Source organism: Streptomyces sp. NPDC037273 (assembly GCF_055603625.1).
On the sequence record NZ_JBVJVO010000008.1, the window covers coordinates 264,631 to 279,094 of the forward strand.

Consider the following 14,464-nt stretch of genomic DNA (forward strand, 5'->3'; position numbering starts at 1 on the left):
CAGAGCCTACGGCTCAGGCCTCCGCACCCTCGGTCTCGGCCTCGGCGGCCGGCTCCTCGGCCTGCGCGGCCAGGACCTGCAGGACGACGGCGTCGGCGTCGGTGACCAGGGTCACGCCGGACGGCAGGGAGATGGCGCCGGCGAGGACGGAGGAACCGGCCTCCAGGCCCTCGACGGAGACCGTGACGGCCTCGGGGAGGTGGGTGGCCTCGGCCTCGACGGAGAGGGTGGAGAGCACGTGCTCCAGCAGGTTGCCACCGGCGGCGAGCTCGCCCTCGGCCTGGACCGGAACCTCGACCGTGACCTTCTCGCCCTTCTTGACGAGCAGCAGGTCGACGTGGATCAGGAAGCCCTTGATGGCGTCACGCTGGACGGCCTTCGGGATGGCCAGCTCGTGGGTGCCGTCGACGTCCAGGGACAGCAGGACGTTCGGCGTACGGAGCGCGAGGCCGAGCTCGTGGGCCGGGAGGGTCAGGTGGACCGGCTCCGAGCCGTGGCCGTACAGGACGGCGGGAACCTGGGCGTCACGACGGATGGCGCGGGCGGCGCCCTTGCCGAACTCCGAACGGACGGAAGCGGCGATCTTGACCTCGGACATGCTGCACTCCTCGTAGAAAGGTGACGAAAAAAATGGTCACCCGGCCACGACTGGCGATGGCCTGCTACGAAGAGCGCGTCGATAACGGACCGCCGTGGACCTGTACGACACGCGTACCGGTACGGCCTCCCTCGCCGAGCAACTACGGCAGTCTACCGGCCCGCCCCGCCACGACCCAATTGGATCACCCGGACACGGCGGAGGGCCGCTCCCCCGGACGGGGAAACGGCCCTCCTCGCTTCAAGCCGCGACGGCTCAGTGCTCCTCGAAGAGGCTCGTGACCGAACCGTCCTCGAAGACCTCGCGCACCGCGCGCGCGATCGTCGGCGCGATCGACAGGACCGTGATCTTGTCGAGCTCAAGGGCGCCCGGAACCGGCAGCGTGTCCGTGAACACGAACTCGCTGACCTTGGAGTTCTTCAGACGGTCGGCGGCCGGGCCGGACAGGATGCCGTGCGTGGCCGTCACGATGACGTCCTCGGCACCGTGCGCGAACAGGGCGTCGGCGGCGGCGCAGATCGTGCCACCGGTGTCGACCATGTCGTCCACGAGGACACAGACGCGGCCCTTCACGTCACCGACGACCTCGTGCACGGTGACCTGGTTGGCGACGTCCTTGTCACGGCGCTTGTGGACGATCGCCAGCGGCGCGTCCAGACGGTCGCACCAGCGGTCGGCGACGCGCACGCGGCCGGCGTCCGGGGAGACGATCGTCAGCTTGGCGCGGTCGACCTTGGCGCCCACGTAGTCCGCGAGGACCGGCAGGGCCGACAGGTGGTCCACCGGGCCGTCGAAGAAGCCCTGGATCTGGTCCGTGTGCAGGTCGACGGTGAGGATGCGGTCCGCACCGGCGGTCTTCAGCAGGTCCGCGACCAGACGCGCCGAGATCGGCTCACGGCCGCGGTGCTTCTTGTCCTGACGGGCGTAGCCGTACGACGGGATGATCACGGTGATGCTCCGGGCCGAGGCCCGCTTCAGAGCATCGATCATGATCAGCTGCTCCATGATCCACTTGTTGATCGGAGCCGTGTGGCTCTGGATCAGGAAGCAGTCGGCGCCGCGCGCCGACTCCTGGAAGCGGACGTAGATCTCACCGTTGGCGAAGTCGAACGCCTTGGTGGGAACGAGACCGACGCCCAGCTGGTGCGCGACCTCCTCGGCCAGCTCGGGGTGGGCGCGGCCGGAGAAGAGCATGAGCTTCTTCTCGCCGGTCGTCTTGATCCCGGTCACAGCACTGTCTCCTCAGACGTGTTCTCTGGCCGCGATCCCACGCCCTGCGAGTGCGAGCGCATGTGCGAACCAGCCGAATTTGTGTGCACGTATCACGGTACGCCGAGTTCGACGTACCCGTTTCCGGTCAGCTTTCGCCGGCGGACTCCTCAGCGGTGGCCTGAGCGGCCTGCGCGGCAGCGCTGCCGGGCCGCTTCCGGGCCACCCAACCCTCGATATTCCGCTGCTGGCCCCGGGCCACCGCCAGCGAACCGGCCGGCACGTCCTTCGTGATCACAGACCCCGCGGCGGTGTAGGCACCGTCCCCGATGGTGATGGGAGCCACAAACATGTTGTCCGAACCCGTACGGCAGTGAGAGCCGATCGTGGTGTGGTGCTTCGCCTCACCGTCGTAGTTCACGAAGACGCTCGCCGCGCCGATGTTCGTGAACTCGCCGATCGTCGCGTCACCCACGTACGACAGGTGGGGGACCTTCGTGCCCTCGCCGATCGTCGCGTTCTTCATCTCGACGTACGTGCCGGCCTTGGACTTCTTGCCCAGGTTCGTCCCCGGACGCAGATACGCGAACGGGCCCACCGACGCGCTCTCGCCGATCACGGCCGAGTAGGCGACCGTGTTGTCCACCCGGGCACCCTTGCCGACCGTCGTGTCCGTCAGACGGGTGTTCGGGCCGACCACGGCGTCCTCGCCGATGTGCGTCGCGCCCAGCAGCTGCGTACCCGGCAGGATCACCGCGTCCTGCTCGAACGTCACCGTCACGTCCACGAAGACGCTCGCCGGATCGACCACCGTCACGCCCGCGAGCATCGCCCGCTCGATCAGCCGGCCGTTCAGCAGGGCCCGCGCCTCCGCGAGCTGCACCCGGTTGTTGATCCCCAGGATCTCCCGGTGGTCGGCCGCCACGGACGCGCCGACCCGGTGACCCGCCTCGCGCAGGATCGACAGCACGTCGGTGAGGTACTCCTCGCCCTGGCTGTTGTCCGTCCGCACCTGACCGAGGGCCTCCGCCAGCAGCCGGCCGTCGAACGCGAACACACCCGAGTTGATCTCCCGGATCGCGCGCTGCGCGTCCGAGGCGTCCTTGTGCTCGACGATCTCCGTCACCGCGCCCGAGGCGTCCCTGACGATCCGGCCGTAACCGGTCGAGTCCGGTACCTCGGCGGTCAGCACCGTCACGGCGTTGCCGTCGGCCGCGTGCGTCGCGGCCAGCGCCCGCAGCGTCTCCCCGGACAGCAGCGGCGTGTCACCGCACACCACCACCACGGTCCCGTCCGGCGCCTTGCCCAGCTCCTCCAGCGCCATCCGCACCGCGTGCCCAGTGCCGTTCTGCTCCTCCTGGACCGCCGTCCGCGTCCCCGCGTACTGCTCCTCCAGGTGCCCCGTCACCTTCTCCCGGGCATGCCCCACGACCACGACCAGGTCCTCGGGCTCCAGCTCCCGCGCGGCGGACACGACATGCCCCACGAGCGACCTCCCCGCGATCTCGTGCAGGACCTTGGGAGTCTTCGACTTCATCCGGGTGCCCTCACCCGCTGCGAGGACGACGACGGCTGCCGGGCGTTTGGCGCTCACGGAAATGCCCTTCGGCTTTGTGTGGTGGACCCACGCAGGATACCGGGGGGCAAGGGCACGGACATGAGTGCGGGTCCTGACCTGGACGGTCAGGACCCGCAACGCGTGGCTCCCGGAGAAGGATTCGAACCCTCATTCAATGGACCAAAACCATTTGTCCTGCCCTTAGACGATCCGGGATTACCGCTTTGCCCGATTTCAGTGACCGGGTGCAGTAGCCGCCCCTACTATGCCGCACCAGGCGCCTTCGATGCGACGGTAGAGATCGACACTTCCCAGGATTCGGATCGTGAGGCAGCCGTGGTAGTCGGTGCCCACGTTCTTGCGGTTGGTCAGGGGGCTGTGCCGCTTGATCGCTGTCTTGCCGAAGCGTGAGGGGTCGGCGCCGACGAGGGCGCCCCAGTACTGCTCGGCCTCGGCCGCGTCCGCTGTCTCGTGGATCATCACGCAGTACCGCCGCCGCTCGGGCGGGACGCCGAGGAGGTCGAGCCAGGCGGAGAAGACCCGGATCATTCCGGGGTCGCTGTTCACGAACGTCACGCGTTCGCGTCGGGCGTGCGGTTTGTCCTTCGTGCCCTCTGCCCAGTAGAGGCCCACCCCCAGCAGGAAGAGTTCGCGGTCCGAAAGCGCGCCGATCTCGTCGGCCGCTGCGTGCTTGGCCGCCTGGCGCTCCGCCTCGCGTCGGCGCAGGGTCGGCTCCCAGCCCCGCTTGGCGATCTCCGACGCTTCTTCCTTCGTCCGATTCCGTGCCGGTTTCGGCAGGTCTCGTACCCAGAGCGAGATCGAGCTCTTCGAACAGCCGAGTTCGACCTGGATCTGGTCGTAGGTCATGCCCTGGAGGCGTAGCTCGCGGGCGCGGGCGCGGAGGTCGTCCTTGGCGTTCGGACGCTTGGTCCTGCGCAGGTTTTCGAAGTCGGCGTACTTGGGGGTGGTGGATGTCATAGGGACACGGTCGTCCGGAATGCGGACGTCCGGGTCGAAAATGCGGACGATTCAACAGTTCGAGGGACTGATGTGCGGGACGTTGACGGCGAGCGCGGGTGGGCGGGGCTCGCCCGTAGGGTGGTGGGTATGACCACAACGGGGGCAGACCGGGGCGCTGGGGGCGTCGGGGGATGGTGGTGGTGGGGGAGGGCGCGGGGGGCCGTGCTGGATGTGGGGCTGGCGGTGGTGTCGGCCCTGGAGTGCGCGATCGAGGGGATCGGGTTCGCGGACAAGGCCGGGGTGCCGGTGCCCGTCGGGGTGGTGTTCGGGCTGGTCGTGGGGTCCGTGCTGCTGGTGCGGCGGCGGTGGCCGATCGCGGTGGTGTTGGTGTCGATCGCGGTGGCGCCGGCCGAGATGGGCTTTCTGATGGGGATCGTCGGGCTGTATTCGCTCGCCGCCTCGGAGGTGCCGCGCAGGATCACGGCCGTGCTGGCGGGGATGTCGACGGTCGCGGTGTTCGTGGTGACCGTGGTGCGGATGCGGCAGGACGTCGCGCAGGTCGACGCGGGGCCGCCGGACATCGACCCGAGTGGCTGGTACGTACCGGTGGTGGCGCTCTTCATGACCTTGGGGCTGAACGCGCCGCCTGTTCTCTTCGGCCTCTACATAGGCGCTCGGCGCCGTCTGATGGAGAGTCTCCGGGAGCGCGCCGACAGTCTGGAGCAGGAGTTGTCGCTGCTCGCGGACCGGGCGGAGCAGCGGGCGCAGTGGGCGCGGCAGGAGGAGCGCACGCGGATCGCCCGGGAGATGCACGACGTGGTGGCGCACCGGGTGTCGCTGATGGTGGTCCATGCGGCCGCTCTGCAGGCGGTGGCGCTGAAGGATCCGCAGAAGGCCGTGCGGAACGCGGCGCTGGTGGGTGACATGGGGCGGCAGGCTCTGACGGAGTTGCGCGAAATGCTGGGCGTCCTGCGCGAGGGTTCCGCCCCGGCGGCTCCGGCTCCGGCCCCGGTGCCGCTCGCGGCGGTCGGCCGTGCCGCTGCCGCGGCCGCGGAGGCGGCGGCGGACGAGGGGCCGTGCCTCGACGCGTTGGAGGACTTGTGCGAGCAGTCGCGGCTGGCGGGGGCGGTGGTCGAGTTGCTGGTGATCGGGGAGGCGCGGCCGTATGTCCCCGAGGTCGAGCGGACCGCGTACCGCGTGGTGCAGGAGGCCCTGACCAACGTCCACAAGCACGCGGTCGGTGCGTCGGTGGTCGTGCGTCTCGCGCACCGGGGGGCCGAGATCGCGATGCAGGTGGAGAACGGGCCCTGTCCTTCGGATACCGGTACCGCGGACGTGTGCCTGCCGAGCGGGGGGAACGGTCTGGTCGGCATGCGTGAGCGCGTGCTGCGGCTCGGCGGTGTTTTCGTCTCGGGTCCTACGGATGCCGGTGGCTTCCGGGTGTCGGCGGTCCTGCCGGTGGAGCGCCCGGACGGGGCGTGAGCCCCGGCCTCGTGCCCCTCAGTGCGCGGAGAGGCGGGTGGGGTGGGCGCCGGTGACGAGGGTGGCGAGGGCGGCGTCGATGTCCTTGCCGAGGTACCAGTCGCCGGCGTGGTCGAGGCTGTAGACGCGGCCTTCGACGTCCATGGCGAGGACGGCCTGGTGGTCGCCTTCCTCGCCGAGCGGGGCGAGCTCGGTGTCGAGGGCGCGGCCGAGGTCGGCGAGGGTGCGGGAGAGGTGGAGGCCGGCGAGCGGGTCGAAGCGGACGGTCGCGGGCGCTATCTGCCGCCCGTGCCCGGGCGCGGTGATGCGCAGGCCGCCGAACTCCGCCCATGCCTCGACCGCGGCCGGGAAGACGCTGTGCCGGTGGCCGGCGGGGGAGACGTGGGCGCGCAGGGCGTCGGCCCACTCCTCGGCGAGCTTGATGTCCCAGCGGCCGGGCTGCCAGCCGGCCTCGCGGAGGGCGGCGTCGACGTTGACGGGGAAGCGGGTGGTGCTGAGGTGGTCGGGCATGGGGGCGGTCAGCCGTTCTCGACAGGCGTGGTGGGGTCGACGGCGCGGACGCCGAAGTGGGCGAGCATCGCCGTACAGGAACGGCAGGGAGCGGCGTAGCTGCCGTGCAGCGGGTCGCCGTCCTCCCGGATGCGCCGTGCGGTGAGCTTGGCGTGCTTGAGGGAGCGGCGGGCCTCGCCGTGGGTGAGTGCCTTGCGCTGGGCGCGCTTGGAGCGGGCGTTCTCGGTGTCGGTGAGGTGCCGGGAGAGCAGGATCGCCTCCGGACATCGGCCGGTGAAGCGTTCCCGCTGGCCGCTCGTGAGGGTGTCGAGGAAGTCCTGGACGAGGGCGTGCAGGACGGGCGGCGTGTCGCCGCGGCCCGCGGTGCACGTGAGGGTCTCCCCGCGTACGGAGAGGGCGGCGCCGACGGTGGGGAGGATTCCGTCGCGGCGGTGACGCAGTAACGGCGCGCGCGTGGCCTCGGCGCTGCTGCTCCAGTTGAGGCGTGGGTCACCCTGTGTGGGCGTCGTTGCGGTGTGCATGGTGCTGGTCTTCCCCTCCTGCAATCCCCCGAGTTGCGTGGACAGCCTGCCAAATAGGGAGCCATATGGGGAAGCTGGGGCGGGCGAACGCCGCTTCGGTGTGTCGGAATCATGGTGCGACTGTCATGGCGTCGTGACACTTGGTCACCGTCGGACGGGGGCCGTTACGGGTCTTGTGGCAGCGCATAGGCTGTGCGGGATCAGTCGGTAGTAGCAGTCAGCGACGCCAGTGCAGGGGGCAACCGCCATGACGACAGGTCGGCTCGGGCACACCGCGCCACCGAACGCGGCCTACGCCGGGCAGGTCGTGCACTTCCCGGACCCGGTCCGCGCTTCCCGCCATCCCCGAGGGGTGCGGGTCGACGAGCACGGTCACCCGGACTTCTCGCCGTACGCGCGCGCGGCGGCGGAGATCGCCGAACCGCCGGAGGGCTTCGGCGTCGACGAGCTGCGGCTCACCGACTATGTGTCGGCGAACGCGGCGATGGCCGCGACCGGTCATGAACTGTGGGACACGATCCCGTCCGTGGCGACCCCGCACGGCTGGACCTGGCACCACGTGGCGCGCAGCCGCCGCATGGAGCTGGTGCCGGTGGAGGTGAAGGCGCTGCTGCGCCACCACGGTGGAGTGGCGACGGCGGCCGTCGACCAGTCGAAGCGCGGCACGCGTCCGCTCCAGGAGACCCGGCCCGCGCACTTCGGGCTGCCGAAGGGTCTGGTGTCGGTCTCGGAGTCGCAGCTGCAGGGCGTCGAGGAGGACCTGGGTTACCGGCTGCCGGGGCCGTACCGCACGTTTCTGAAGGCGGCGGGTGGCTGTGCGCCGGTGGGCGCGGCGCTCGACGCGGAGCTGGGGCTCCTCGTCGACCAGCCGTTCTTCACGGTGCGCGAGGAGGCGGGTGTCAACGACCTCGTCTACGTCAACAAGTGTCTGCGCGATCACCTGACGAAGGACTACCTGGGTGTCGCCTTCGTCCAGGGCGGTCTCGTCGCGATCAAGGTGCGCGGCCAGGGTGTCGGTTCGGTCTGGTTCTGCGCGTACGACGACGCGCGGGACTCCGGCGAGGCCGCGGCCGCCTGGTCGGTCGCCGAGCGGGTGGAGCGGCTGCTGCTGCCGTGCGGCGCGGACTTCGACGCGTTCCTGCAGCGGCTCGCCGGCAATCCGCCCGAGCTGGAGACGGTCGCGAACCTGATGGTGGACGGCGGCTTCGCGCGCGCCGTGCCCGTGGTCCCGGTAGGGGAGTGAGCTGGCTGTGGTGACCTTCGCGCAGGCGCAGGAGCGCGCCGAGGAGTGGATCAACGGTGAGCTGCCGTCGTACCAGCACCGTGAGGTGCGGGTCCGGGAGTTCGAGCTGGGGTTCGTCGTGTGGGCGGAGGACCGCGAGGGCGGTCCGACGTCCGACGGCGGCCGTCAGCGGCTGGTCATCGCCCGTGACAGCGGTGAGGCCACGCTGTGGCCCGGCCTTCCCGTGGGCGAGGTGATCCGCCGGTACGAGGAGGAGTACGGCTCCGCCGACGACGTTCCGGCGCAGGCGGCCGTCCCCGCCGCCCGCATCGACCTCAATCAGACTTCCTTCCTGCTCAGCCCGCCGGAGTGGTTGCAGGACGCCGCCGACAAGATCGGCCTCCCGCCGGTCGGCGCCAACGCCTCCCAGGAGAGCGGTACTTCCTCCGCGCCCTCCGAGGACTCCTCGGCCCCGGTGAGCGCGGCGGCGCCTTCGGCTTCGGCTTCGGTGGCCTCGTCGCGGGCCGACACGAGCGAGGGCGCCGGTCTCGACGCGTCCGGCTCCGCTTACGAGCCGACCGCCATGGACGGCGTCCCGGCCACCCCCGCGCCCACGCCTGCGGCGGCCGCGCCCGTGGCCCCCGTCGCGCCTCCGGCCGACGCGCCCGCGGCCCCGGCCGCGCCTCCGGCCGACGTGCCCGTGGCCGCCGCGCCGCAGGACCCGCCGGCCGCGCCGGCCGCGCCGGCCGTGCCCGCCACGCCGCCGCCTCCCGCGCCTCTGCCGGCTTCGCCGTCCATGAGCGGGCCGTGGGTGGACGCGAACGCGAGCGCGGGTGGGGCGGACGGGGCCGTGCCGTTGCCGGCGACGGTGTTCGCGCCGCCGTTGTCGGGGACGGACGACGAGGACGCGCCGCCGCCCTCGGTGGGCGCGGACGCGCCGACCGCGCTGATGAAGGGCGGCAGCGCGCTGCCGCCGACGGCGGTGGCGCCGCGGCTCGACCCGGCCGCGGGGCGGCCGGACGGTGCGCCGGCGAGCCCGCCGGCGCCGCCGGCCCAGGCGCCGGTGCCTCCGCAGGCCGGACCGGCGGCACCGCCGTCGGCGCCGGGCGCGGGGGACATCGCGGACGCGGCGACGAGCAAGGCGACGGTGGCGCCGAAGGCCGCGGGGCCGACGCCGCCTCCGCCGCCGGGCGCGCCGGGCACGCCGGGTGGGACGCCGGCGGCGGGGGCGTACATCCCGACGCAGCTGGTGTCGGCGCTGGGGCCCGAGGGCATCCAGCCGCCGGGTCCGCCCGGTCCGCCGCCGGCGCCGGCCGCGCCGCAGCCGGTGCACCACGCGGCGACGATGCTGGCGCATCCGAACCAGGGTGGTCCTGGTGCGCCTCCGCCGCCTCCGCCGCCGCCGGGTGTGCCGGGTACGCCTCCGGGCGGGATCGCGCACGCGGCGACGATGCTGGCGCATCCCGGTCCTGGCGGTCCGGGGACTCCGCCGCCTCCGCCCGCGCCGGCGCCGCCGCTGCACGGGCACATGCCGCCGCCCGCGCAGCCGGGTCCGGCGGCGCCTCCGGCGTACGGGTATCCGCAGCCGACCGGGCAGCCGACGGTGGGTCCGGGGTACCAGGCGGTGCTGCGGTACCGGGCGCCGGACGGTTCGGAGGCGCAGATCATCCGGCGTTCGGCGCCGGGGACGCCGCATCCGGAGTGGCAGATCCTGCACGAGCTGCGGGCGATGAACGTGCCGCCGCAGCAGGTGCTCGAACTGCACACGGAGCTGGAGTCGTGTGAGCTGCCGGGTGGTTACTGTGCGCGGATGATCCGCGAGACGTGGCCGCAGGCGCGGATCACGAGCATCGCGCCGTACGGCCGTGATCACGCGGGACGGCAGCAGGGCATGCGGCAACTGATCACCCACCAGGGCGAGTTGCACCAGGTCGCGGACGGTCCCGCGCGGCCGGCGCCGGTGCGGGCTCCGCTGCCGCAGGTGCAGCCGGCGCCGCCGGTCCCGCCGGAGGCGATCGCGCAGGAGCTGGCCGGGGCGTTCGGTCCGGGAGTCCTCCGGTTCGACCAGCGTGCGGTGTCGCGGCAGGGCGTGCCGGAGCTCGTGGCGCGGACGCTGGTGTGGGCGGGTCTGCCGGCGGACTTCGGTCCGTTCTTCTGGGCGCAGCCGGCGGTGCCGGTGGTGCCGACGCTGGCGGAGCTGGCGGCGCAGCGGCAGGTCGCGGCGGCGGCGGACGCGAGTTCGTACCTGGTGCTCGGTTCGGACTTCGGGCGGGCGATCTGTGTCCAGTACGGGACCGCGCACATCGTGGCGGTGCCGGTGGAGGCCGGTCCTGGCGGGCAGCCGGTGCCCCCGCAGTTCGTGAACACCGGTCTGCCGGAGTTCACGCGCTCGATGGCGCTGCTCGGCCGGATGTGGCGGCTGCGGTTCGGGCTCAACCCGGAGCAGGCGGGCCGCTGGACGGTCGACTTCCAGGCGCAGTTGGCGATGCTCGACCCGCAGGCGCTGGCGTCGCCGGAGACCTGGTGGTCGGTGCTCCTGGAGCAGATGTGGGACGGCCTTCTGTAGGTCTTCCCCCGGTCTTCCCCCGGTCTTCTGTAGTCGAAGGCGGGCGGAATGTGACGAAAGGCGCTCGACGTGCGTGCACGTTGGGCGCCTTTTGTCCGTTCTGATGGCGCATCCTTGACGTTTGAGGCCATACGGGAAGGGGCGTCGAGGATGAGTTTCGCTGTCGGACGGGGCCGGGGGTACCGCCCCGAGCAGGTCGACCGGTTCGTCGCCGCACTCTCCGAGGAGCGCGACGGTGCCTGGGAGCGGGCGGCGCGGCTCACCGTACTCGCGAAGGAGATGGAGGCGGAGGCGGCCCGGCTGCGGGCCGCCGTCGAGGGCCTCGCACCCCAGCGGTACGAGTCCCTGGGCGAGGCCGCCCAGCAGATCCTGCACCTCGCCGAGCAGGAGGACGAGAAGCTCGTCCGCGCCGCCGAGGCCGAGGCGCAGGCCCTCGCGGAGGCCGCCGACGCGGCGGCCACGGAGGCGGCCGATGCGGCCCGCGCGTACGGCGAAGGCGTCCGCGCCGCAGCGGAGGCCGCCGCCGGCGCCACCCTGAAGGCCGCCCGCGAGCGGGCCGCCGAACTGGCCGCCGACGCCCGCCGCGACACCGGCGAACAGCGGACCGCCGCCCGCGAGGCCTTCGAGGACACCGAGCGCCGCTCGGCGGAACTCCTCGCCGCCCAGAGCGCCGAACAGTCGGCGGCGCGCGACGAGGCCGACCGTACGGCCGAGGGCAAGGCCGCCGACCTCGACGCCCGCCACGACGAGCTCGTCGCCCACGCCGAGGAACGCCTCGCCGAGGCCCAGCGCGCCCTCGCCGAGACCGAGGAACAGGCCCGCCACGGCCAGGAGGACGCCGAGGCCCGCGCCGGGGAGATCCTCGCCGAGGCCCGCATGAAGGGCGAGCGCGTCGAGCGCGAGACCGAGCGGATACTCCGCGAGCACGAGGAATCCCGCGACGAGATCCACTCCCACATGGAACACATCCGCAACTCCCTCGCCGCCCTCACCGGCCGCCCGGCCCCCACCGACGACCCGGACGCGCCGGACGCGCCGGACGCGCGCGGCGAACGAGACGAGCCCGACGAGCGAGACGAGCCCGGCGAGCGCGCCGATCCCCAGTAGGCTCCCCGGCCATGATCATGAAGCTGACGGCCGTCACTCTCGACTGCGCCGACCCCATGGCCCTCGCCGACTTCTACCACCGCGCCACCGGCATCCCCCTCGCCGACCGTTCCGACGACGAGTTCGCCGGGCTGCGCGACCCGGACGGCGGGTTCTTCATCGGCTTCCAGCGGGTGGACGGCTACCGGCCGCCGACCTGGCCCGGGCAGGACGTCCCGCAACAGCTCCACCTGGACTTCGACGTCGACGACCTCGACGAGGCGGCGGCGCTGCTCGTGGAGTGGGGCGCCACCGTCCCGGAGACGCAGCCCCGGCCGGACCGGTGGCGGGTGGTCCTGGACCCGGCGGGCCACCCGTTCTGCCTGACGCTCCCGGGCCCCGCCGCCTCCTAGAGCCTGCCCGGCGGATCAGGGACGGACAGGCCCTAGTCGGGCCGGCCGAGCAGGGCCAGGCCGAGTTCGCTGGCCCGGTAGTAGACCTCGCGGCGGTAGCGGTGCGAGGTCACGAGGCCGGTGGCGCGGAGGACGGAGAGGTGCTGGGAGACCGCGCCGGGGCTGAGGCCGGTCTGCTCGGAGAGGCCCGTGGTGGTGGTCGGTGTGCTGGTACGGCTCAGGAGGCCGGCCCGGCTGCGGCCGAGGAGGCGGCCGAGTCCGTCGCCCGGCTCGGCGCCGCGCTCCCACAACGTGCCGACGGCGCGCACCGGATAGACGAGGCAGGGCGGTACGCCCTCCCGCGCGGGCAGCAGGACGCACTGGTTCGCGAAGGCGCTCGGGGCGAGCGTCAGCCCCCGGCCGTCGAGCGCGAGGCTCCCCTTCGGGAGGCCGGCCCAGGCGAGCCGGTCGTCGGCCCAGCGCAGGCTCGGGTGGAGGTGGGCGAAGACCTCCTGGATGCCGTCCTCGGCGAGCTGCCGGGTGCGGTAGGCCAGATCCGCCTCCAGGACGGCCCTGATCCGGGGCCAGTACGGGCGTATCCCGGCCTCCCACCAGGCGAGCAGGGCGGACGTCCGTTCCGCCGGACCCGCGAAGGCGGCGAGTTCCTCCTCGATCTCGGCGAGCGGACAGCGCGGGGGAGGGACGTGCGCTTCGAGTTCCGCGAGGTGCGGGAGCAGGGCCGTACGCTCCGGCCCCACGGTCAACGCCCTTTTGATCCACGGGAGATGGAGTGCGTGGCGTCCCGGGTCGGCGGAGGCGCGCAGGGCGGCGACGGACTCCCGGAGGGGCGACAGGGCGAACCGCAGCTGGGCCAGGTCGTCGACCCCGAACCGTATCTCTCCCACCGTTCCCTCCCCCGTGAGGTTTTCGCCCAGCCTAAAACAATGGTGGGCCGAGGCCGTGGGTGGTGATGTTCGCCGACATGACCACCACCACCGTTGAAACCCATGAATCCCCCGCGCGCCGGGCCCTCTTGCGGCTGCCGGACTTCCGTCGGCTGTGGGTCGGCGACACCGTCAGCCAGGCGGGTACGGCGATCACCGTCCTGGCGCTGCCGCTCGTGGCGATCGGGCCGCTCGGCGCGTCGCCGTTCGAGGTGGGGCTGCTCGTGGTGTGCGAGTACCTGGGGTTTCTGCTGCTCGGGCTGCCGGCGGGGGCGTGGGTGGACCGGATGCGGAGCCGGCGGGTGATGATCGCGGGGGACGTGGGCCGGGCGGTGCTGCTCGCCACGCTGCCGGCGGCGGCCTGGCTCGGTGTGCTGACGCTGCCGCAGCTGTACGGGGTGGCCTTCGGGCTCTCCGTCTGCACGGCCTTCTTCGACATCGCGTACCAGAGCCAACTGCCCCGGCTGGTCGACGAGGACCGCCTCGTGGAGGCGAACGTGTCCCTGGAGGCGAGCCGTACGGTCACGGCGGCCGGCGGTCCCGGGGTCGCGGGCGCGCTCGTCGCGGCGGTGACGGCACCGGTGGCGCTGGTCGCCGACGCGGCGAGCTTCCTCGTCTCGGCCCTCTTCCTGTCGCGGATCCGCCGCCCGGACCCGAAGCCGGAGAAGGTCCAGGGGGCGCGGCTGCGGGAGGAGATCGCGGCGGGGCTGCGGTTCGTGTTCCGGCACCGGCTGCTGCGGGCGCTCACGGTGGCCGCGGCGGTCTCGAACCTGTGCGGGACGATCGGCGCGTCGATGCTTCTCGTGCTCCTGTCGGGGGACCTCGGGCTTTCGCCGTTCCTGTGCGGGCTCGTGTTCACGGCGGAGGCGCTCGGCGGGTTCCTCGGCAGCCTCCTCACCGCCAGGATCGCCGCCCGGTTCGGCGAGCTCCGCGCGATGTGCGCGTCCGTGGTGGTGAGCGGGGTGCTGTGGCTGCTCGCGCTGCCGTTCTTCCAGGCGGACGGGCGGTTCGCCGTGGCCTGCGTGCTCCAGGGCCTCGGCTGGACCGCCTTCATGACCTTCAAGATCCATTCCGTGGCCCTCCGCCAGCGCCTCACCCCCGCGCCCCTCCTCGGCCGCGTCACCGCGACCTTCCGCTTCGTCGTCTGGGGCTGCATGCCGCTCGGCGCCCTCCTCGGAGGCCTCCTGGGCCAGTACGCGAGCGTCCGGACGGCCTTGTGGGCGGGAGCGCTGGGCGAGCTCCTCGCGGTGCTCCCCCTGCTGCCGCTGGTGGCACGGGGGCGCCGGGCGAGGTGACGGGGCGGCGGGGAGTGATGGGGGGCGGGTGAGGTGACGGGGGCTGCGGGGGGAGTGACGGGGGTGGCGGGTGAGGTGAGAGGGGCGGCCGTTAACCTCCTGAGTCCAGGGAGGGAACCCG

Annotated in this window: 13 protein-coding genes and 1 tRNA gene; 6 read left to right on the plus strand and 8 right to left on the minus strand. The window is 72.6% G+C overall.

The features are described from left to right. Window positions 1–13 precede the first annotated feature (13 nt). The 5 genes from ACZ7G1_RS22835 to ACZ7G1_RS22855 form a co-directional block, all read right to left on the minus strand. Window positions 14–598: a 50S ribosomal protein L25/general stress protein Ctc gene (locus ACZ7G1_RS22835; protein ID WP_470877445.1), complete on the minus strand. Its 585-nt coding sequence runs from the start codon at window positions 596–598 to the stop codon at window positions 14–16. A 255-nt stretch (window positions 599–853) separates the two neighbouring features. Beyond that, window positions 854–1,828, minus strand: coding sequence for a ribose-phosphate diphosphokinase (locus ACZ7G1_RS22840; RefSeq protein ID WP_141302919.1), 975 nt, complete (start codon window positions 1,826–1,828; stop codon window positions 854–856). Between the two features lie 127 nt (window positions 1,829–1,955). Continuing rightward, on the minus strand, window positions 1,956–3,401 hold the full coding sequence (glmU, locus tag ACZ7G1_RS22845; RefSeq protein WP_470877444.1) for a bifunctional UDP-N-acetylglucosamine diphosphorylase/glucosamine-1-phosphate N-acetyltransferase GlmU: 1,446 nt from the start codon (window positions 3,399–3,401) through the stop codon (window positions 1,956–1,958). A gap of 106 nt (window positions 3,402–3,507) precedes the next feature. Next, window positions 3,508–3,581, minus strand: a tRNA-Gln gene (locus tag ACZ7G1_RS22850). 18 nt (window positions 3,582–3,599) lie between these two features. Beyond that, window positions 3,600–4,343, minus strand: a complete 744-nt coding sequence (locus tag ACZ7G1_RS22855) for a transposase (RefSeq protein WP_470877443.1) — start codon at window positions 4,341–4,343, stop codon at window positions 3,600–3,602. A gap of 129 nt (window positions 4,344–4,472) precedes the next feature. Here ACZ7G1_RS22855 and ACZ7G1_RS22860 point away from each other — a divergent pair, with 129 nt between their 5' ends. Continuing rightward, window positions 4,473–5,807, plus strand: coding sequence for a sensor histidine kinase (locus ACZ7G1_RS22860; RefSeq protein ID WP_470877442.1), 1,335 nt, complete (start codon window positions 4,473–4,475; stop codon window positions 5,805–5,807). Between the two features lie 18 nt (window positions 5,808–5,825). On the opposite strand, the gene ACZ7G1_RS22865 is transcribed toward ACZ7G1_RS22860, so the two are convergent. Together ACZ7G1_RS22865 and ACZ7G1_RS22870 are read right to left on the minus strand one after the other, a co-directional pair. Then, window positions 5,826–6,317 (minus strand): SUKH-3 domain-containing protein, encoded by a 492-nt coding sequence (locus ACZ7G1_RS22865; RefSeq protein ID WP_470877441.1) that lies wholly within the window; start codon window positions 6,315–6,317, stop codon window positions 5,826–5,828. A gap of 8 nt (window positions 6,318–6,325) precedes the next feature. After that, entirely contained in the window at window positions 6,326–6,838 is a 513-nt protein-coding gene (locus ACZ7G1_RS22870; RefSeq protein ID WP_470877440.1) for a YwqJ-related putative deaminase, read from the minus strand. A gap of 247 nt (window positions 6,839–7,085) precedes the next feature. On the opposite strand from ACZ7G1_RS22870, the gene ACZ7G1_RS22875 reads away from it, so the two are divergent. From ACZ7G1_RS22875 to ACZ7G1_RS22890, 4 genes are all read left to right on the plus strand, one after another. Then, window positions 7,086–8,081, plus strand: coding sequence for an SMI1/KNR4 family protein (locus ACZ7G1_RS22875; protein WP_470877439.1), 996 nt, complete (start codon window positions 7,086–7,088; stop codon window positions 8,079–8,081). Window positions 8,082–8,088: 7 nt separating this feature from the next. Further along, window positions 8,089–10,626 carry an SUKH-4 family immunity protein gene (locus tag ACZ7G1_RS22880; RefSeq protein ID WP_470877438.1) on the plus strand — a complete coding sequence of 846 codons (2,538 nt, stop codon included), beginning with the start codon at window positions 8,089–8,091 and terminating at the stop codon, window positions 10,624–10,626. A gap of 150 nt (window positions 10,627–10,776) precedes the next feature. Then, window positions 10,777–11,733 (plus strand): cellulose-binding protein, encoded by a 957-nt coding sequence (locus ACZ7G1_RS22885; protein ID WP_470877437.1) that lies wholly within the window; start codon window positions 10,777–10,779, stop codon window positions 11,731–11,733. A gap of 11 nt (window positions 11,734–11,744) precedes the next feature. Continuing rightward, window positions 11,745–12,125 carry a VOC family protein gene (locus tag ACZ7G1_RS22890; protein ID WP_470877436.1) on the plus strand — a complete coding sequence of 127 codons (381 nt, stop codon included), beginning with the start codon at window positions 11,745–11,747 and terminating at the stop codon, window positions 12,123–12,125. A 32-nt stretch (window positions 12,126–12,157) separates the two neighbouring features. Here ACZ7G1_RS22890 and ACZ7G1_RS22895 read toward each other — a convergent pair whose 3' ends face one another. Then, window positions 12,158–13,009 carry an ArsR/SmtB family transcription factor gene (locus ACZ7G1_RS22895; protein ID WP_470877435.1) on the minus strand — a complete coding sequence of 284 codons (852 nt, stop codon included), beginning with the start codon at window positions 13,007–13,009 and terminating at the stop codon, window positions 12,158–12,160. Between the two features lie 77 nt (window positions 13,010–13,086). On the opposite strand from ACZ7G1_RS22895, the gene ACZ7G1_RS22900 reads away from it, so the two are divergent. Further along, on the plus strand, window positions 13,087–14,343 hold the full coding sequence (locus ACZ7G1_RS22900) for an MFS transporter (RefSeq protein ID WP_470877434.1): 1,257 nt from the start codon (window positions 13,087–13,089) through the stop codon (window positions 14,341–14,343). Window positions 14,344–14,464 lie beyond the last annotated feature (121 nt).